Annotated in this window: 17 protein-coding genes; 1 reads left to right on the top strand and 16 read right to left on the bottom strand. The window is 69.9% G+C overall.

Annotation, left to right across the window (positions count from 1 at the left end; translation table 11 throughout):
• Window positions 1–43 precede the first annotated feature (43 nt).
• The 3 genes from NFH66_RS15835 to NFH66_RS15825 are packed head-to-tail and all read right to left on the bottom strand — an operon-like array spanning window position 44 to window position 4,418.
• The gene (locus NFH66_RS15835; RefSeq protein ID WP_349611171.1) at window positions 44–1,234 is read right to left on the bottom strand and encodes a lipocalin-like domain-containing protein; all 1,191 of its coding nucleotides are present in this window, start codon (window positions 1,232–1,234) and stop codon (window positions 44–46) included.
• Entirely contained in the window at window positions 1,234–3,741 is a 2,508-nt protein-coding gene (locus tag NFH66_RS15830; RefSeq protein ID WP_349611170.1) for an FtsX-like permease family protein, read from the bottom strand. The genes NFH66_RS15835 and NFH66_RS15830 overlap by 1 nt, the downstream gene beginning before the upstream one ends.
• Complete coding sequence (locus NFH66_RS15825; RefSeq protein ID WP_349611761.1) at window positions 3,741–4,418, bottom strand: ABC transporter ATP-binding protein; 678 nt, start codon at window positions 4,416–4,418, stop codon at window positions 3,741–3,743. Before NFH66_RS15825 ends, NFH66_RS15830 begins: the two co-directional genes overlap by 1 nt.
• Before the next feature lie 161 nt (window positions 4,419–4,579).
• Between NFH66_RS15825 and NFH66_RS15820 the strand changes: the two genes are divergently transcribed.
• Window positions 4,580–5,590, top strand: coding sequence for an AraC family transcriptional regulator (locus NFH66_RS15820; protein ID WP_349611169.1), 1,011 nt, complete (start codon window positions 4,580–4,582; stop codon window positions 5,588–5,590).
• Window positions 5,591–5,686: 96 nt separating this feature from the next.
• Here the strand turns inward: NFH66_RS15820 and bktB are convergent, their stop codons facing one another.
• The 13 genes from bktB to NFH66_RS15755 all read right to left on the bottom strand — a co-directional run bounded on the left by bktB (window position 5,687) and on the right by NFH66_RS15755 (window position 17,884).
• Window positions 5,687–6,874 (bottom strand): beta-ketothiolase BktB, encoded by a 1,188-nt coding sequence (gene bktB, locus NFH66_RS15815; RefSeq protein WP_349611167.1) that lies wholly within the window; start codon window positions 6,872–6,874, stop codon window positions 5,687–5,689.
• 15 nt (window positions 6,875–6,889) lie between these two features.
• Window positions 6,890–7,996 (bottom strand): acyl-CoA dehydrogenase family protein, encoded by a 1,107-nt coding sequence (locus tag NFH66_RS15810; protein ID WP_349611760.1) that lies wholly within the window; start codon window positions 7,994–7,996, stop codon window positions 6,890–6,892.
• A gap of 44 nt (window positions 7,997–8,040) precedes the next feature.
• Window positions 8,041–9,588, bottom strand: coding sequence for an acyl-CoA synthetase (locus NFH66_RS15805; protein WP_349611166.1), 1,548 nt, complete (start codon window positions 9,586–9,588; stop codon window positions 8,041–8,043).
• A gap of 228 nt (window positions 9,589–9,816) precedes the next feature.
• On the bottom strand, window positions 9,817–11,040 hold the full coding sequence (locus tag NFH66_RS15800; RefSeq protein WP_349611165.1) for an ABC transporter substrate-binding protein: 1,224 nt from the start codon (window positions 11,038–11,040) through the stop codon (window positions 9,817–9,819).
• A 260-nt stretch (window positions 11,041–11,300) separates the two neighbouring features.
• Complete coding sequence (locus tag NFH66_RS15795; protein ID WP_349611163.1) at window positions 11,301–11,828, bottom strand: hypothetical protein; 528 nt, start codon at window positions 11,826–11,828, stop codon at window positions 11,301–11,303.
• On the bottom strand, window positions 11,825–12,133 hold the full coding sequence (locus NFH66_RS15790; RefSeq protein ID WP_300270364.1) for a nucleotidyltransferase domain-containing protein: 309 nt from the start codon (window positions 12,131–12,133) through the stop codon (window positions 11,825–11,827). The genes NFH66_RS15795 and NFH66_RS15790 overlap by 4 nt, the downstream gene beginning before the upstream one ends.
• Window positions 12,134–12,230: 97 nt before the next feature.
• A complete protein-coding gene (locus tag NFH66_RS15785) occupies window positions 12,231–13,277 on the bottom strand; it encodes a metal ABC transporter substrate-binding protein (RefSeq protein ID WP_349611161.1) in 1,047 nt (348 codons plus the stop codon).
• A 20-nt stretch (window positions 13,278–13,297) separates the two neighbouring features.
• Entirely contained in the window at window positions 13,298–14,188 is an 891-nt protein-coding gene (locus NFH66_RS15780) for a metal ABC transporter permease (RefSeq protein WP_349611160.1), read from the bottom strand.
• Window positions 14,172–14,906: a metal ABC transporter ATP-binding protein gene (locus NFH66_RS15775; RefSeq protein WP_349611158.1), complete on the bottom strand. Its 735-nt coding sequence runs from the start codon at window positions 14,904–14,906 to the stop codon at window positions 14,172–14,174. Before NFH66_RS15775 ends, NFH66_RS15780 begins: the two co-directional genes overlap by 17 nt.
• A complete protein-coding gene (locus NFH66_RS15770; RefSeq protein ID WP_170293774.1) occupies window positions 14,906–15,055 on the bottom strand; it encodes a hypothetical protein in 150 nt (49 codons plus the stop codon). Before NFH66_RS15770 ends, NFH66_RS15775 begins: the two co-directional genes overlap by 1 nt.
• Window positions 15,056–15,202: 147 nt before the next feature.
• Complete coding sequence (locus NFH66_RS15765) at window positions 15,203–16,396, bottom strand: FAD-dependent monooxygenase (protein WP_349611156.1); 1,194 nt, start codon at window positions 16,394–16,396, stop codon at window positions 15,203–15,205.
• A 171-nt stretch (window positions 16,397–16,567) separates the two neighbouring features.
• Complete coding sequence (locus tag NFH66_RS15760) at window positions 16,568–17,569, bottom strand: aldo/keto reductase (protein ID WP_349611154.1); 1,002 nt, start codon at window positions 17,567–17,569, stop codon at window positions 16,568–16,570.
• Between the two features lie 18 nt (window positions 17,570–17,587).
• Complete coding sequence (locus NFH66_RS15755) at window positions 17,588–17,884, bottom strand: class I SAM-dependent methyltransferase (protein WP_349611153.1); 297 nt, start codon at window positions 17,882–17,884, stop codon at window positions 17,588–17,590.
• Between the last annotated feature and the right edge of the window lie 50 nt (window positions 17,885–17,934).

Raw genomic sequence — 17,934 nt, 5'->3', positions numbered from 1 at the left:
CGGGCCGGCCATCTCGATAGCAGGCTTATAGGATTATCGTCCATCAATAGCCGGTCATCTCCAGATAGCCCACCCCCAGCCTTTCGCCGCCATCATGGTCGCGGGCCACCACCTCGCCCTCCCAGTAGGGCACCGTGGTGTCCATCCAGCGCTCGGTGTGGGGCGCCTCGACGAGCAGGTCGAGGCCCTGCTCGGGCACTTCCAGTCGCCAACGGGTAGGCATTTCGCGCCCCGCCACGGGGGAGGTGGCCAGCGCTGTTAGCGCCAGTTCCCGCGAGTCCAGCGGGCGGGTGGTGCCGTCCGGGGCGATCCAGCTGCCGGAGCGGTAGTCGCCGCCGTCGGCCCCGCCGCCGCGCAGCCGGAAGGCCATCAGCCGGTGGCCGTCGTCCAGGTGCAGCGAGAACCAGTCCCAGCCCGCCTGGTCGGGACTGAGCAGTTGGCTGCTCCACTCGCGGTCGAGCCAGCCCCGGCCGCTCACCGCATGATTCTCGCCGGCCAGGGTCACCTCGCCCTCGATGCGCCAGAACGGCTGGCTGTAGTAGTGCGAGCCTTGACCGTCGGCCGACTTCTGGCTGAACCCTTGGCGGCCGTGGCGCACCAGTGGGCCCTCGGCGGTCAGCATCAGGCGATAGCCGAAACGCTTATCGCCCCCGCCGTCGAAGGCGGTGAGGGTGAGCCGCTCGAAGGTGTCGCCTCCGGGCTCCGTCACGGCGCTGGCCAGTTCCCAGTCATCGAGCCAGGCGCGGAAGGGGAACGCCAGCGCGCCGGCCTGGTGGTTCATCGGCCGGGAAGGGGCCGTCGAGTGGCTGCGGGCGAAGCGCTCCGCCACGGCGTGCTGCTCGCCGCGGGACACCGCCATATGTGCCATCCATAGCTGGTCGGTGGCCCAGGGGGTGGGGGCCGGGCGTGCACTCGGCGGTGCCAGCGCCTGGCGGAACAGGGTCCACTGCAGTCCCAGCGGCTCGCCGGCCGCGTCCTCCAGGTTGGCGGTGAGATACCACCACTCGATGCGGTAGTCGGGGTGGGCGCCGTGATCCGCGGGGAAGCGCAGCCGGGTCTCCGCGCTGGCCTGCATGAAGCCGGCGCCGCTCTCGCCGAGCCCGGCGAAGCCGGTGCCGGAGGGCTCGGTGGACGCCTCGTCGCAGCCGGCGAGGACCAGGAGGGTTGCGAGCGTCCAGCCGAGCAGCAGGACCCGCCACGGGAAGCGAGCGGCAGGGTGGGTCGGTTGTGGCATCATCCTGGCTCCTCGGCGAGCAGCGCCCGGGGCGGGGTGCGCCACAGGCGCAGCGCCGGTAGCGCCGCGGCGGTGAGAGCCACCGCCACGGCGGTGGCCAGGGTCAGGGCGACCTCCCCCGGGAACAGATGCAGCGGCAGGCGCCAGCCGAAGGCCGCCACGTTGATCACCGCCACCAGCCCCCAGGTGATGGCGATGCCTAGCGGCACGGCGACCAGGCCCACCGCCAGGGCGGCGCCCCCCAGCTGCGCGAGCTGGACGCCCAGCAGCTGGCCTCTCGGTACCCCCAGAGCCCACAGCGGTGCCAGCCGTCGGCGGCGCTCACGGGCCTGGGCCAGCAGGCTGGCCAGCAGTGCCAGCGCCGCCACCGCCAGGGTCAGGGCGTTGAGCGCCCGGGTGATGGCGAAGGTGCGCTCGAAGATGCCGGTGGCGATGCGCTTGACCGCGCCCTGGTCACGCAGGGCATCTCGGCCCAAGGCGAACTCGCTGGCCAGCGCTGCGCCCAGGGCCTCGCCGTCGGCCCCCGGGGCCAGCACGATGCCGAGCGAGTCCGGTGGGGCCGCGAAGCGAGCGCCCAGCGCCGGAGCGGCCATCAGCACCTCGCCGCGCGGGTTGCCGTAGTCGGGGTAGATCGCCGCCACGGCGAGGGTCACCCGGCCGCCCGGGGCGGCCAGGGTCAGGCGATCCCCCGGGGCGATGTCCTCGGCGACGGCCAGTTGCTCGTTGATAAAGGCCTCGCCCTCCCCGAGGGCGCGCCAGGCGTCTTGCCGTCCGTTGCGGGTCTCCAGCAGCGGCCAGCTCGGTGTCAGCCGCTGGCCCGGGGTGAGGCCGAACAGCGCTAGCGGTCGGGAGAGCAGACGCGAGGCCCCTTCGGCCTCGACCGCCAGCAGGGTGCTCTCGCCGTGTCGCGTGACCAGGCGCTCGGCCACCTCGGGGCGCTCGCCCAGCCAGGCGTGCACCGCCGCGAAGCGCTCCACCGGTGGGTCCAGGTAGAGGTCGGCCACCAGCCGCTGGTCGAGCCACTCCAGGAAGGTCAGGCGAAAGCCCCCCACCATGCTGTTGACCCCGAGGCTCGCCGAGAGCGCGATGAGCAGCGCCATCAGTGCCAGCGATAGACGCGGCAGCTGCAGCTCGAGGTCGGCCAGGGCCCACTGGGCCAGCGGGCGCCGCCGAGCCAGCCGCCCAAGGCCCGCCAGGGCGCCGGCCAGCAGCGGCGGCAGCCATAGTGCCCCCACCAGCAGCAGCGCCGCCATCAGCGCGAAGCCCGCCGCCAGCCCCTCGCCGGCGGGCTGGCGCGCAAGCCACGCCCAGAGTGCCAGGCCGGCCGCCGCGACCACCGCGCCGGCCAGGGTCATGCGCATGAGCTGGCGCTGGTAGCCGCCGCGCCACGCCTGGGCGCGGCCCAGGTCGAGCACCGACAGGCGCGCGGCTCGCCACAGCACCCCGGCGCCTGCCAGCAGTAGCCCACCCAGGGTCACCGCCAGTCCGCCGAACCAGTAGTGCCAGGGCAGGCGCAGCTCCACGCCCACTCCGGCGCCGTAGAGGCTGCCCAGGGTGGCGGCCACGTCGGGCAGCAGCGCCCGGGCCAGCCACACTCCGCCGGCGATTCCGGCCAGGGCGCCAATGCTGCCGAGCAGCACCAGCTCCAGGGCCAGGCCGGCCACCAGGGCGCGGCCCGAGACCCCCAGGGCGCGCAGGGTGCGCAGCATCTCGAGGCGCTGCTCCAGGGCCAGGCCCAGCGCCGCCTGGACGATGAACAGGCCGACGATCAGCGCCAGCAGCGCGAGTGCCGTCAGGTTGAGGTGGAAGCTCTGGGTCAGTTGGCCCGGCGAGACCAGGGAGGTGGCGCGGGTCAGGGCCAGGCCCGGTGGTGCGGCCGCCAGGGTTCCCGGAGCGGTCACCAGCCGGGTGATGTGTTCCCCGCTGTCGAGCAGCGCCGCGGCCGCGGCGATATCCATCACCAGGGTGTGCGGCGGCAGCGATGGCGCGAGGCTCAGCGGCGGTAGCCGGCCCGCCGCCAGGCGTGGGGTCGCCCCCGGGGCGGAGTCGGCGTCGAGGTCCAGGCTGGGCAGGGTGTCCGGGGCGAGGCGGGTCTGCCAGGGCGGCGTCAGGAAACCAGTGAGATCGCCTGGGCCTGAAGATAGGCCTCCGGCGGTGGCGAAGGCGCTGTCGCCGGGCAGGGTGAGCGGATCGATGCCGATCAGCGTCAGCCGGGTGCCGTCGGGGGCGGTGAGCTCGCCCTCCAGCAGCGGCGAGACCGGCAGCCCCTGGCGACGCAGGGCGAGGAAGTCGACGCGGGTCAGCACTTCGCCATCGAGGCGCTCCAGGCGATCGAGCCCGGTGGTGAACAGCGCCTCGGCACGGGCGTAGCTCTCCTTCGCCGAGGCGTTGATCGCCTGGACGCCGCTCCACAGGGCGCTGGCCACCCATAGCCCCAGCAGCAGCATGGCCAGTTGGGCGGGATGGCGGCGGTAGTGGGAGAGCAGGGTGGCCAGCAGTGTCGCCATCAGCTCGCCTCCACGGCGGCCAGCGGTGCCAGGGTGCCGCGGGAGAGCCGCAGGCGGCGGTCCAGCGGGGCCGCGATGCGTGGACTGTGGGTCACCATCAGCAGCGCGCAGCCGGTCTCCTCCACCAGCGCCAGCAGCAGCGCCAGCACCTCGCCGGCGGTGGCCTCGTCCAGGTTGCCGGTGGGCTCGTCGGCCAGCAGCAGCGCCGGACGCGGTGCCAGGGCGCGGCCGATGGCCAGGCGCTGCTGCTGGCCGCCGGAGAGCTGCTCCGGGTAGCGACCCTCCAGCCCGGCCAGGCCCAGGCGGCTGATCAGCTCGGCCGACCAGGCGCGATCCTCGCGTCCGGCGAGCCGCGCCTGCAGGCGCAGGTTGTCGCGCACCGAGAGACTCGGCACCAGGTGGAACTGCTGGAACACCAGGCCCAGCGCCTCCCGCCGCAGCCGCGCCCGCTCGGGTTCGGCGAGGCGGGAGATCGCCCAGCCGCCTACGCGCACCTCGCCGGCGTCCGGCAGGTCGAGCCCCGCGGCCAGGTGCAGCAGGGTCGACTTGCCGCTGCCCGACTCCCCCATCAGCGCCACGCTCTGGCCCGCCGCCAGGCTCAGGTCGACCCCGGCGAGCACCTCGAGGGGACCCTGGGGCGTGGCATAGGCCTTGTGGACCTGGCGGAACTCGAGCATGGCGGCCTCCCAGGCGCTGGAATGAGCTGACATGGATCAACTCGGGATGGTGACACAGAACGCGGGCCAGCCACAGGCGACGGAGGGAGGAGTGTCGGCGGCGTCGTGTTCGGGTATAACCGATAGCTGTATTCGGTGAACGACGGGGGGCGAGGGAGCGCATGACGGTGACGGTGTCGCGGCACTTCGTCGGCGAGCTGTTCCAGGGCGTGCCGGGACTGACCGCCGAGCGGGCTAGCCTGTTGCGTCGCGCCGGCATCTCGCCGCGGCTGCTGGAATCGCCCCACGGACGGGTCACCGTGGGGCAGTTTGCCACCCTCTATCGGCTGCTGGTCAACGCCTGTGACGATGAGACGCCAGGCTTCTTCGCTCGCCCGCTGCGCGGCGGCACCCTCAAGCTGTTGTGCCTGAGCCTGCTGGAGGCTCCTACCCTCAAGGTAGCGCTGCACCGTTATCGGCTGTTCTTTCGCATTCTGCTCGACGACTTCGGCTACGAGGTCAGTCATGGCGATGATCTGGTGCGTATCGGCCTGGTAGAGCACCGGCCACCGGCGGGCAGCCGCATCCTGGTGCATGAGCTGATGCTCAAGCTGCTGCACGGCATCGCCTCCTGGATGATCGCCCGCAAGATTCCGCCGATCACCCTGGAGTGCGCCTATGCCGAGCCCGAGCACAGCGCCGACTACCGTTACTTCTATCCCGGTCGACTGCGCTTCGACCGCCCCCAGACCGCCATCTACTTCGATCGGGCGATCCTCGACGAGCCAATCCGCCAGACCAAGCGACACCTGGGCGCCTTCCTGCAGCGCGCCCCGGCGGACTGGTTCTATGTTTCCTTCGAGGAGCGCCTGCTCTCCCACCGGGTGCGCGAGCACCTGACCCGCCACGGCGCCTATGCGGCCAGCGTGGCGGAGGTGGCCGCGGCGCTGCATATGTCGGTGCGCACCCTGTCGCGGCGCCTGGCCGCGGAGGGCACTCGCTTCCAGGCGGTCAAGGATGAGTGTCGGCGGGATGTCGCCATCCAGGCACTGACCCGCAGTGACCAGCCGCTGACCGGCATCGCCGAACGGCTCGGCTTCGAGGACCAGGCCTGCTTCAGCCGCGCCTTCCGTGGCTGGACCGGGGATACCCCCGCCGCCTATCGGCGGGGGAGCCTGGCCTATATCTCCTGACGGATGCGCTGCTTGTCGAGCTTGTCGACGCTGGTCTGACGCTGGTCTTGGGGATCTCGTCGACCAGGCGCACGCCGCTCTCCAACAGGTCGCCGATCAACAGCGCTCGATGAGCAGGGCGATGCCCTGGCCGCCGCCGATGCACAGGGTGATCAGGCCGTAGCGGCCGCCGGTGCGCTCGAGCTCGGCCAGCGCCTTGATCACCAGGATGGCGCCGGTGGCGCCCACCGGGTGGCCAAGGCCCACGGCGCCGCCGTTGGGGTTGAGCTTCTCTGCCGGAAACGCCAGCTCCTCGGCCACCGCCATGGCCTGGGCGGCGAAGGCCTCGTTGGACTCGATGACATCGATATCGCCGATGGTCAGGCCGGCCTGCTCCAGGCAGCGGCGCACGGCGGGAATCGGCCCCAGCCCCATCAGGTGCGGCTCGACCCCGGCGACGGTGCCGGTGATCAGCCGCGCCCGGGGCGTCAGACCACGGCGCTCGGCCTCCTCGGCGCTGGCCAGCACCAGGCTGGCCGCCCCGTCGTTGAGGCCCGAGGCGTTGCCGGCGGTGACCAGCCCCTCCTTCTGGAAGGCGGGCCTGAGCCGGGCCAGGTCCTCCAGGGTGACGCCGTCGCGCACGTGCTCGTCGCGGTCGAAGACGCGCTCCTGCTTCCCCTCGCGCACGGTTACCGGCACGATCTGCGCCGCGAAGCGCCCCTCGGCGATGGCTCGGGCCGCCTTGTGGTGGCTCTGCATGGCGAAGCGGTCCACCGCCTCGCGACTCAGGCCGTAGCGGCTGGCGATGTTCTCGGCGGTGCAGCCCATATGGCCGCTGTCGAAGGGGTCGCTGAGGATGCCCAGGGTCAGGTCGGTGACGCTGGCGTGGCCCATGCGCAGGCCGCTACGCGCCTGGGGAGGCAGCAGGTAGGCGCCGCGGCTCATGGACTCGGCGCCACCGGCCAGGGCCAGGCGGCTGTCGCCCAGGGCGATCTGCTGGGCGGCGGAGAGCAGGGCCTGCACCCCGGAGCCGCACAAGCGGTTGACGTTGAAGGCGCCGGCCTCGTCGTGCACGCCGGCCGCCCGGGCGATATGCCGGGCCAGGTAGGCGTCCTGGGGGCCGGTGGTGATGATATGGCCGTAGACGGCGTGGTCGATGGCCGCGGCCTCGACGCCGGCACGCGCAAGCGCCTCCCGGGCGGTGACGGTGCCGAGCTCATGGGGGGCGAGGCCCGAGAGGCTGCCGCCGAAGCCGCCGATGGCGGTGCGGGCTCCCCCCAGGATGACGACGGAATCAAGGTGCATGGGAATTCTCCAGTGTCAGGCCTTGCCCAGCATCGAGCGGGCAACGACCTCCTTCATGATCTCGGAAGTGCCGGCATAGATGGTCTGCACCCGGGCATCCAGATAGAAGCGCGAGATGGGATATTCGCGGGTGTAGCCGTAGCCGCCGAACAGCTGCAGGCAGGTATCGGCGGTGGCGCACTGCATTTCGGTGAGGCGCAGCTTGAGGATGGCGGCCTCGGTGGGGCCCATGCTGCCCTGGCGGTACTGCGCCATGCACTTCTCCAGGTAGGCGCGCGCCATCGCGATGTCGGCCTGCACGCCGGCCAGGGTGAAGCGGGTGTTCTGGAAGTCGCCCACCCGCTGGCCGAAGGCGCGGCGCTCCCTGACGTATTCCAGGGTCAGCGCCAGGGCCCCCTCCATGGCACCCAGGGCCTGGGTGCCGACGCCGAGGCGCTCCCGGGGCAGTTCCTGCATCAGATAGGCGAAGCCGCGGCCCTCCTCGCCGAGCAGGGCCTCCCGTGGCAGCTCGATGCCGTCGAAGAACAGCTCGGCGGTGTCGCTGGCATGCTGGCCGATCTTCTTGATCGGCTGGCCGCGCGAGAAGCCGGGCAGGGCGGTGTCGACCAGGAACAGCGAGACCCCCCTGGCGCCGGCCTCGGGGTCGGTCTTGGCGCAGACGATCACCATGTCGGCCACCTGGCCGTTGGTGATGAAAATCTTGCCGCCGTCCAGTCGCCAGCCGCTCTCGGTGCGTCGGGCGCGGCTCTGCATGCCGGCCAGGTCGCTGCCGGCACCGGGCTCGGTCATGGCGATGGCGCCGATCGCCTCGCCGCTGGCCATGGCCGGCAGCCAGCGTTGCTGCTGCGCCGGGGTGGCGATATGCAGCAGGTAGGGCATGACGATATTGGCGTGGATGTTGTAGGCGCTGGCCAGGCCGCCGAAGCCACGCCGCGAGATCTCCTCGATGACCCGCTGGGTGATGGCGAAGTCGGCGCCGGCACCGCCCAGCGGCTCCGGCATGTCGATGCCCAGCAGCCCCGCCTCGCCCATGCGCCGCCACAGCTCGCGGGGCACCTCGCCGGCCTCCTCCCAGGCGTCGTAGTGGGGCGCCACCTCCTGGTCGAGGAAGCGGCAGATCATGTCGTGAAACAGCGGGGTCAGCTCGTCCTGTGGCGGCGTCGAAGTCACGCTTGCAGCTCCTTGCGTAGGTGTCGCTTGAGAATCTTGCCGGCGGTGCTCTTGGGCAGGGCATCGCTGAAATGGATCTGCTTGGGCACCTTGTAGGGGGCCATGTGCTCGCGAACGTGCTCGATCAGTGCCGCCTCGCTGACCTCTTCGCCCTCCTTGAGCACCACCACGGCGGTAATCGCCTCGATCCACTTCTCGTCGGGCAGGCCGATCACGGCCACTTCGGAGACGGCGGCGTGCTGGAACAGCACCTCCTCCACCTCGCGACTGGCCACCAGCACGCCGCCGGTGTTGATGACATCCTTGATGCGGTCGACGATGAAGAGGTAGCCCTCCTCATCGATGTAGCCCACATCGCCGGAGTGGAACCAGCCGCCCAGGAAGGCCTCCTCGGTCATCTCCGGCTTGTCCCAGTAGCCGGTGAGCAGCTGAGGCGAGCGGTGGATGATCTCGCCATGCTCGCCCGGCGGGACGTCGTTCATCTCGGCGTCGACGATGCGCGTCTCCACGGTGAGGATGGGGCGGCCCGCCGAGGCCGGCCGGGCATCGTGCTCCTCGGGTCGCAGCACCGTGGCCAGCGGGGCGATCTCGCTCTGGCCGTAGCAGTTGTAGGGCCCCACGCCGGGGATGCGCCGGCGCAGCTCCTCGAGCACCGGCACCGGCATGATGGAGGCGCCGTAGTAGGCCTTCTTCAGCCGGCTCAGGTCGCGGCGGTCGAACTCGGGGTGGCGCAGCAGGCCGATCCACACCGTGGGCGGGGCAAAGAAGGAGGCGATGCCGTGGCGTTCGATCTGTTCCAGGCAGTCGTCGGCGGCGGGCGCCTCGCGCAGGTGCACCGGTGCCCCCAGCAGCAGGGCCGGCATCAGGAAGACGTGCATCTGGGCCGAATGGTAGAGGGGCAGCGCGGCCAGCATCGGCTCGTCGGCCTTGATGTCGAGCTCCACCATGCAGGCCATGTACTCGGCGAGCAGGGCCTGGTGGGTCATCATCGCCGCCTTGGGCGCGGCGGTGGTGCCCGAGGTATAGAGCAGCTGGGCCAGGCTCTGGCCATCGAGCTCCACCGCCGGCTCGGTGTCGTCGCCCTCGGCGAGGGCCGCCTTCAGCACGTCGAAGCCGCCGTTCTGGGGGGCATGCAGGGTGCCCGAGAGCGCCAGGCCGGCCGCACCGCTGGCAGCCTCCACCTTGTCGGCCAGGCTGAGGTCGCTGAGCAGGCCGCTGGCGCCGGATTGCTCGAGGATGTAGCTGAGCTCCTCGCTGCTCAGGGCGAAGTTGATCGGCACATGGACCAGGCCGGCCCGGGTGGCGGCCAGCCAGGCGATCACGTAGGCATCGGAGTTCTTGCCGTAGACCGCGAGGCGATCGCCGGGGGTGAGGCCGGCGTCGATCAGGGCGTGGGCGACCCGGTTCACCGCGCGGTCGAGCTCGGCATAGGTCCACCGGCGATCAGCGAAGGTCAGGGCCGGGCGGCTGGCGTTCTTGCGGGCGCTGCGCGCCAGGGCCGCGCCGATGGTGTGCTGCTGGATGCGTGTCGTTGTGCTTGTCATTATTTTGCTACCTCATGGGGCCATACGGGCGTGGATCGAAGGAGCGTGCTGCCCTTTGCGACGCTGTGGCGAAGGCTTGGCAACGGGCTCCGACCTGTTTTCTTCCCCCCGCAGTGGGTGTGGGTCTGTCTCGAACTCTTCGGGGCAGAGCACCCAGAGCAGTGAGGTATTGGTGTCGGAGGGAATAGGGGGTGTCGCCATCGTCATGGGCTTGGCTCCCGATACGGCTCAACTGCTCTGATTGACCAGGCGGCATTGGCTCTCGGCCAGTGGGCGAAAGGCCTCAGCGGCGGGGATAGTGCGCACCAGGCGGAAGAGGTCGTCCTCGTCGACGGCTTCCTCGGGGGATTTCACCTCCACCAGGTACATGTCGTGGACCATGCGGCCGTCCTCGCGGATATAGCCGCCGCTGGCGAACATGTCGTCGATCGGGGTTGCCGCCATCTGCTGGCGAACCGCCTGCGCCTCGTCGTTGCCGATGGCATCGATGGCTTGCAGGTAATGCAGGGTGCTGGAGTAGAGGCCGGCGTGGACCTGGGTGGGCATGCTGCCGGTGCGTTCGCGGAAGCGTTCGGCCCAGGCGCGCGCCTCCTCGTCCAGGTCATAGAACCAGGCAGTAGTGAACTGCAGACCCTGGGCGATCTCCTGTCCCAGGCTGCGAATGTCGGTGCTGAACAGCACCATGCCGGCGAGGATCTGCCCGGCCTGGGTGATGCCGAACTGTCCGGCGGTGCGAATCGCATTGATGGTGTCGGAGCCGGCGTTGTTCAGCGCGATCACATCGGCGTTGGAGGCCTGGGCCTGGAGCATGAACGACGAGAAGTCGCTGCTGGGGAAGGGGTGGCGGGTGCTGCCGACGATGTTGCCGCCGTTCTCTTCCACCACGCGGGTCACGTCGTGCTCCAGGGCATGACCGAAGGAGTAGTCGGCGCTGAGCAGGTACCAGTCGGTGTTGCCTTCCTGGGTGATGGCGCTGGCGGTGCCGTTGGACATGGCCCAGGTGTCATAGACCCAATGAATATGGTTCGGCGAGCAGCTCTCGTTGGTCACGCCGGAGGAAACGGCACCGTTGACCAGCCCGAGACGGTTTTCCTCCTCCAGCAGCTTGACCGAGGCGAGGGTCACCGAGGAGGCCACCAGGCCGGTGACCATGTCGACATTGCGCTCATCGATCCACTCGCGTACCACGCTGGAGCCGACGTCGGGACTGTTGCGGTCATCGGCACTGAACAGCACTACCTCGGCGCCGGCCACGCTGCCGCCCATCTCCTCGATGGCCATCCGGATGGCATCCTCGCCCAGCGGGCCGATGGGGTCGCGGTAGGCGCCGGTCATGTCGGCGAGGTAGCCGATGCGGATCTCGTTGTCGGTGATCTCGGCGGTGGCGGCCTGGGAGGCGAGCAGCAGGGAGGCAGCGAGCGTGCCCAGAGCGAACTGACGGGGTTGGGTCATGAGTGTGCCCTTGCGTTGTTGTTGTCCATTGGGTAGCGCCACGGGAGCGCCGGGCTTCATGGTAGGAGCAAAGGCGAGGGCAGGGTTGACCTATCGGGCCAGGATCTTTGCATTTCGTGCCAACCTTGGCGGCAGATTTGCCAAGCGTGCGAACGAATAAAGCGACTGGGCGACATATACGGCCAAGGTAGTAGAGAAGCTTCCCTCAACGTAAAGAGGCGCCCGAAGGCGCCTCCCGTGGTGGTCGTGTGAGGCATGTATCAGACGAAGATGCGGTCGAACTCCGGCGAGAAGTCCTGACTGGCAGGCGAGATGCCGAGCTGTTCGTCACTCCAGGCGATCAGTCGGCGGGCAGCATGGAAGAGTACATCGGCGAGTTCGTGCAGCAGGTTGAAGTGCTCCGCGATCTCCGCGTAGTGGGTGGCGTAGTCATGGGCCGCCATGTTGCGTACCGCACGGCAGCGTTGCCAGTCGCTGGTGGCATCGATGACGCCTTGCTTCTCGAAGAAGGCCAGCACCTTGAGAAAGCTGTCGGATGACTCTCCTGCCAACAGGGCACTGTGGCGCATGGCCGAGGCCAGTGAATCCTGCAGCTTGGCAAATCGTTCGTTGATGGCTGCCAGCGTCTCGAAGAGATCGACATCCTTCTTGTGTTCTGACAGCCACTCGGGATCGATGGGCCAGTTGATCTTGGCATCGGACCGATGAAGGAACCAGGCACAGCGCTGGATGGCCTCCAGCAACTGCGCCAGGTAGTGCTGCTGCTCGTGGAGGAGATCCTGGCTCATGCCGCATCCTCGGCATCGATCGGGCTGGCCTGTTTCAAGGCGATGGCCTGGAAGGGTGTTGGCTCATCTCCCTGTGCATAAGTCACGATATCCACAGGCAGTTGCAGCCGAGCTTCGAGGGCCTGCTTCAGCTCGGCTCGCTGAAGGCGGGAGATGGGGTGATTCGAGACCAGCAGCAGGTCGAGGTCACCACCTCGGCGGGTGTCGTCAAGGCGTGAGCCGAAGAGGCGTACCTCGACCTCCTTGCCGAGGTGCGCCTGCACATCGGCAAGGATGATGTCTCGCTGGGATCGGGTGAGTCGCATGGTGGCTGTCTCCCGCCTCGCTGGTTGGCAATGCCCGCTTAGCCAGTCTAGCACCTGTCGAGTAGCGAAAGGCCCCTTGGCGAGTCCCCCCGTGAGCTCAATGCTCGTGACCATGATCCCCGGAGTCGCCCATGTCGGCCGCGTCGTGGTTGTCCGGCTCGGCCAGGGCGTCGTGGAGGGTATTGGCGTTGTGGCGCAGCATGCCCAGCCAGGTGCTGGCCTCGCCTTCGCTGGCCAGGGCATCGGCGTAGAGGGTGCCGGCGATGGGCAGGCCGGTCTCCTCGGCGAGTTGCTCGAGCAGGGCGGGGCTGGTCATGTTCTCGTGGAACAGGGCGCGCACCTCCTGCTCGCGGATCACCTCGATCAGCGCGGCCATGTCGGCGGCGCTGGGGTCGGCCTCGGTGGAGAGCCCCTGGGGGGCCAGGAAGCGTAGTCCGTAGGCATGGGCGAAGTGGCCGAAGGAGTCGTGGCCGGTGATCACGCTGGTGGAGGAAGGGATCTCGTCGATCAGCGCGCGGATTTCGGCGTCGGTGGCGGCGATCTCGTCGAGGAAGCGCTCGGCGTTGGCGCTGTAGGCGTCGGCGTTGCCCGGGTCGGCCTGGATCAGGCCGTCGCGGATATTGGCCACGTAGACCTTGCCGGCATTCAGGTCCTGCCAGCCGTGGGGGTCCAGGTCGCCGTGGTCGTGATCGTCGTGGTCGTGATCGTCGTGGCCGTGATCGTCATGGCCGTGATCGTCATGGCCGTGGTCGTCATGATCGTCATGGCCGTGGGCGTCGTGATCGTCCTGGCCGTGATAGTCCAGTTGGCGGATGCCGTCGGTGGTGGTCACCAGGGGGCCGGCGTAGTCGCTGGCGTCGATCAGGCGCTCCATCCAGCCCTCGAACTGCAGGCCGTTGAAGACCACCAGGTCGGCCTCGGCCAGGGCGCGGGCGTCGGTGGGGCGCGGCGAGTACACGTGGGCGTCGCTGTCGGGGCCCACCAGGGCGGTGACCGCGACATGCTCGCCACCGATGTTCTCGACCATGTCGGCGAGGATGCTGAAGCTGGCCAGCACCTGCATACGCTCATCGGCATGGGTGCTGGGCAGGGTGAGCAGGGCGGCCAGGCCCAGGGCGATGGAGGCGGGGAGCGGCGGACGCATGGAATGGGGTCTCCGTGGGGTCAGTCGTGTTCCGGGGCGCCCAGCGGCGTGGCGCGGCGGCGTAGCCGGGCGAGCAGGCTGTGGTGGCGACCCACCAGGGCCGAGAGCAGGTAACCGCCCCCGGCCAGCAGGATGATCGAGGGGCCCGAGGGCAGGTTGAGGTGGTAGGAGAGCAACAGCCCACCGCTGCTGGCTACCAGGGCCACCAGGATGGCGATGCCGATCAGCCCCTCTAGGCGCTGGCTCCAGAAGCGCGCGGTGGTGGCCGGCAGCATCATCAGGCCCACCGCCATCAGGGTGCCCAGGGTCTGGAAGCCGGCGGTGAGGTTGAGTACCACCAGGCCCAGGAAGAGGCCGTGGACCAGCCCCACCGGGCTGCCCTGGCCGCGCAGGAACAGCGGATCCAGGCACTCCACCACCAGGGCGCGGAAGATCACCGCCAGGATCACCACGATCAGGCTGCTGATGGCGGCGATCAGCAGCAGGGCGGTGGTGTCGACGGCGAGGATAGAGCCGAACAGCACATGGGTGAGGTCGACGCTGCTGCCGCCCAGCGATACCAGCATGACGCCGGCGGCCAGCGAGATCAGGAAGAAGCTGGCCATGGCGGAGTCCTCGCGATGGCCGGTCATCTGCGACACGCTGCCGGCCAGTACCGCCACCAGCAGCCCCGAGAGGATGCCGCCAAGGCTCATGATCGGCAGCGAGAAGCCGGCGGCGAGGAAGCCTAGCGCCACCCCGGGGAGGATGGCATGGGCCATGGCGTCGCCGATCAGGCTCATGCCGCGCAGCATCAGGAAGACCCCCAGCGGCGGTGCGGCCAGCGATAGCGCCAGGCTGGCCACCAGGGCGCGCTTCATGAAGCCGTAGTCGAGGGGGGCGAGCAGCCAGGCGTCAAGCAGTTCCAGCATCGAGGGTATCCGGGAAGGTGAGAGGCAGGCGCGGTGCGCGGGGCGGCTGCCCGGCATAGCGCTCGAGTAGCGATTCGGGGCTCGCCCAGCGGCCGTGGCCGCCGGCCAGAATCAGCACGTCGTCGGCCAGGCGCGAGAGCTGCTCCAGGTCGTGGAGCACCACCACGATGGTGGCGCCGTCTCGGGCCATGTCGCGCAGCACGTCCATGAGCACATCCACCGTCTCGATGTCGACGTTGGCGAAGGGCTCGTCGAGCAGCAGCAGTTCGGCCTCCTGCATCAGGGTGCGGCCGATCAGCGCGCGCTGGCGCTGGCCGCCGGAGAGCTCGCCCAACTGGCGATGGGCGAGGTGGGAGATGCCCAGGCGGGCCATGATCTCGCGGCCGCGGCGGTAGTGGGCCGCGCAGTAGCCCCGCGTGGCGCCGTGGCTGGGCCAGGTGCCGGTCATGATCAGCTCTTCCACGCTCATCGGGAAGGTGAGATCCAGGGCCAGCTGCTGGGGCAGCCAGGCGCGGCGCTCCTTGGGTACCTGGCAGACCACACGCCCGGAAAGCGGCCGCAGCATGCCCATCATGGCGCTGATCAGGGTGCTCTTGCCGGCACCGTTGGTGCCCATCAGGGCGGTGATGGCGCCGTCCTGGAAGCGCCCCTCGAGGTGCTCCAGCACGGTGCGGCCGCCGCGAGCCAGGGACAGGTCCTCCAGCTGCAGACGCGACATCACGCCCCCCAGCCGGTGGCCCAGGCCACCGCCAGCCAGAGTGCCGCCAGCGGCAGCGCCGCCAGCAATAGGCGGCGGGTCGCGGAGAGCGACATCAGCGAGAAGTGGCAGGGCCCTTCAGGGCGGTGCCGGTGTCTGCGGTGTGCCATGGGGGCCTCTGAGCGGTATCCTGCGGAAATCAGCGAAAGTTATAACATAACAAAATGCCGGCTGACCAGCGCCTGTGTCGGCCACCTCGCTGTATGCCCCGCCGCGGGTGCGCCGGACGAGACGACGCGCGAATCGGCGGATTCGCGCTAGAGCCCCAGGGCGTGACGCATCACTTGGCGCTTGGCGCCCTCCAGCCGCTCGGCCAGCGCCAGACCGGCGGCGCCGGCGTGGCGCAGCGGCGCGGCCCCGGTGAAGACGTGATGGAAGGTCTCCATGGCGGCGATCATCGCCAGGGTCTGGGGGCGCCTTTCGCGGGCGTAGCCGGCCAGAACCGGGCGGCCACCCGGGTCGCGGCCGGCATGGAAGGCGGCGATCGCCCGCCGGCTCAGCGCCTCGGCGTCCTGCAGCCCCAGGTTGAGCCCCTGGCCGGCCAGCGGATGGATCACATGGGCGGCATCGCCCACCAGCGCCAGGCGCGGGCGCACATAGCGTTCGGCGTGGCGACGCCGGATGGGGAAGCTGGCACGGCCGAGCACCGTCTCGATGCCACCCAGCCGAGCGGGAAACTCGCGCTCGATGGCCTGGCGCAGAGACTCGTCATCCAGTGCTTCCCGGGCCAGGGTGGCCTCGGCGCTGTCGTACCAGATCAACGAGGCGTAGTGGCCGGGCAGCGGCAGCATCGCCTGGGGGCCGCGGGGGGTGAAGCGCTGCCAACTGACGTCCTGCTGGGGTAGCTGGGTACGCACGTTGGTGATCAGCGCGCGCTGGCCGTAGTCCTCGTCGCGAGTGGCGATGCTGGCAAGTGCACGGGTGTGCGAGCCGGCGCCGTCGGCGCCCACCACCAGCCGCGCCGCCAGCATCCGGCCGTCGTCGAGCTCCAGCAGGCTGCGGTGGCCGCCGGGGACCCAGGCCACCGGCCCGGCATGGCAGAGCGTGGTCACCCCCGGCAGCTCGGCCAGGCGCTGCCACAGGGCGCGGCGGATCACCCGGTTCTCGACGAAGTGGCCGAAGTCCGGCAGCTCGAGCTCGGCGGCGTTGAAGCGGATATGGCGCTTCTCGGCCGTGTCGCTGGCCTCGATACGGCGGAAGGGGCAGCGCCGTGCCGCGGGAATGAATGTCCAGGCGCCCACCGCCTCCAGCAGCCGCTGGGAGGCCAGGTTGAGCGATGACACCCGCAGGTCGAAGGGGGCCTCAATGGGGATCGCCGCCGGCGGGCCGCCGCCCTCCACCAGCGCCACGCTCATGCCGGCCTGGCCCAGTGCCGCCGCCACCGCCGCACCGACCATGCCGCCGCCGACGATGACCGCATCCAGGGTCTCGTCCATGCCTCTTTGCACCATGCCTCTCTCCACCATGCCCCTCTCCACCAGGCCCCTCTCCAAGTGGCCATCTTTAAGTGACCATCTCCAACGGGCGGTTATCAGGCGCCGCGCGCACCCCTGCCGGGTCGCGGTCGCTACCGCCTAGGATACCGAAACTCGACGACCCGAGAGGCGAACACGGGGTCACCGTCAGGCGAACTCCTCGGTGTCGACCTCAGCCTGGAGTGCCTCGCCGTAGCGAGCACCGGCGATGCGTTCGGGAGTGAAGAGAGCGTCGAGGCGCTCCACGCTGGCGGCGTCCACCTTCACGGCATCGGCGGCCAGGTTCTCGCACATATGGGCGATGGAACGGGTGCCGGGGATCGGGATGATGTCGTCGCCCCTGGCGCGCAGCCAGGCCAGCGCCAACTGCCCGCTGGTGATCTCGAGCTCGCCGGCCATCGCCTCGAGCTCGGCCAGCAAGGCCAGGTTCTGCGCCAGGTTGGCGGGGCCAAAGCGCGGCATGCCGACGCGTACGTCGCCCTCGACCAGGCCTTCGCTCGTGCGTACCGCGCCGGCCAGGAAGCCGCGTCCCAGCGGGCTGAAGGCGACGAACAGGGTGTCCGCCTCGCGGCATGCCTCGAGCACCGCGATCTCGGGGTTGCGGGTCCACAGCGAGTACTCCGTCTGCACCGCAGCGATGGGATGCTCGGCCCGCGCCTGGCGCAGGGTGGCCGCCGAGACCTCGGAGAGGCCGATGGCGCCGATCTTGCCTTCCTCTACAAGTCGGGCCAATTCGCCCACGCTCTCCTCGATGGGTACGCCCTTGTCCCAGCGATGCAGGTAGTAGAGGTCCAGGTGGTCGGTCTGCAGGCGCGCGAGGCTCTCCTCGCACTGGCGGCGCAGGGTGGCCGGGCGGCCGTCGATCACCTTCCGGCCCTGTTCCGGGTCCACGGCCATGCCACACTTGCTGGCCAGCAGGATCTCGTGGCGCTTGGCGGCGAGCGCCTTGCCCACCAGCCGTTCGTTGGCGGTGGCGCCATACAGGGTGGCGGTATCGAAATGGCGATAGCCCATCTCGAAGGCCTCTTCCAGCGCGCGCAGCCCCGCGGCCTCGGGAACCGGCTGGCCGTAGCCGTGGGAGAGGTTCATGCAGCCCAGGCCGATGCCGGGAGAGGCGACGGCCTTCAGGCGAGCGGTCACGGAATTCATGGCGGTTCCTTTCATGCGTCAGGATTTATGGGCGATGAACTGCACCACGCACCCCGGGCCGGTGTGGCCGCGGCCCTCGATCACCTCGCGCTCGCACTCCCGACTGAGCGCGATATCCATCTCGGCGAAGGCCGCCTCGAGCTCCGCGGCGGTGGGGGTGCGGTCCGGGGTGTCCGGGCCGCCGGTATTGCGATGCACCTGGGCCGGCGTGTAGGCCTCCAGTATCAGCACGCCGCCGGGCTTGAGGACGCGGATCACCTGGCGGTGGAGGTGGGGGCGGCCCGCCGCCGACACGTGGCAGAAGATCGATACCACGGCATCGTAGACATCATGGATTGACCTGCCCCTCCTCAACGTCGTGGGTT

It is taken from the genome of Halomonas sp. H10-9-1 (genome assembly GCF_040147005.1).
Lineage (GTDB): Bacteria > Pseudomonadota > Gammaproteobacteria > Pseudomonadales > Halomonadaceae > Halomonas.
This window is presented reverse-complemented; position numbering and strand designations above follow the sequence as displayed.

Excerpts from the sequence above, each read along its gene's own strand:
- NFH66_RS15780 (WP_349611160.1), bottom strand. The coding sequence starts at position 14,188 with ATGCTGGAACTGCTTGACGCCTGGCTGCTCGCCCCCCTCGACTACGGC.
- NFH66_RS15830 (WP_349611170.1), bottom strand. The coding sequence starts at position 3,741 with ATGGCGACACTGCTGGCCACCCTGCTCTCCCACTACCGCCGCCATCCC.
- NFH66_RS15790 (WP_300270364.1), bottom strand. The coding sequence starts at position 12,133 with ATGCGACTCACCCGATCCCAGCGAGACATCATCCTTGCCGATGTGCAG.
- NFH66_RS15760 (WP_349611154.1), bottom strand. The coding sequence starts at position 17,569 with ATGAATTCCGTGACCGCTCGCCTGAAGGCCGTCGCCTCTCCCGGCATC.
- NFH66_RS15835 (WP_349611171.1), bottom strand. The coding sequence starts at position 1,234 with ATGCCACAACCGACCCACCCTGCCGCTCGCTTCCCGTGGCGGGTCCTG.
- NFH66_RS15820 (WP_349611169.1), top strand. The coding sequence starts at position 4,580 with ATGACGGTGACGGTGTCGCGGCACTTCGTCGGCGAGCTGTTCCAGGGC.
- bktB (WP_349611167.1), bottom strand. The coding sequence starts at position 6,874 with ATGCACCTTGATTCCGTCGTCATCCTGGGGGGAGCCCGCACCGCCATC.
- NFH66_RS15770 (WP_170293774.1), bottom strand. The coding sequence starts at position 15,055 with ATGGCACACCGCAGACACCGGCACCGCCCTGAAGGGCCCTGCCACTTC.
- NFH66_RS15765 (WP_349611156.1), bottom strand. The coding sequence starts at position 16,396 with ATGGTGCAAAGAGGCATGGACGAGACCCTGGATGCGGTCATCGTCGGC.
- NFH66_RS15785 (WP_349611161.1), bottom strand. The coding sequence starts at position 13,277 with ATGCGTCCGCCGCTCCCCGCCTCCATCGCCCTGGGCCTGGCCGCCCTG.
- NFH66_RS15775 (WP_349611158.1), bottom strand. The coding sequence starts at position 14,906 with ATGTCGCGTCTGCAGCTGGAGGACCTGTCCCTGGCTCGCGGCGGCCGC.
- NFH66_RS15810 (WP_349611760.1), bottom strand. The coding sequence starts at position 7,996 with ATGATCTGCCGCTTCCTCGACCAGGAGGTGGCGCCCCACTACGACGCC.
- NFH66_RS15805 (WP_349611166.1), bottom strand. The coding sequence starts at position 9,588 with ATGACAAGCACAACGACACGCATCCAGCAGCACACCATCGGCGCGGCC.
- NFH66_RS15825 (WP_349611761.1), bottom strand. The coding sequence starts at position 4,418 with ATGCTCGAGTTCCGCCAGGTCCACAAGGCCTATGCCACGCCCCAGGGT.
- NFH66_RS15800 (WP_349611165.1), bottom strand. The coding sequence starts at position 11,040 with ATGACCCAACCCCGTCAGTTCGCTCTGGGCACGCTCGCTGCCTCCCTG.
- NFH66_RS15795 (WP_349611163.1), bottom strand. The coding sequence starts at position 11,828 with ATGAGCCAGGATCTCCTCCACGAGCAGCAGCACTACCTGGCGCAGTTG.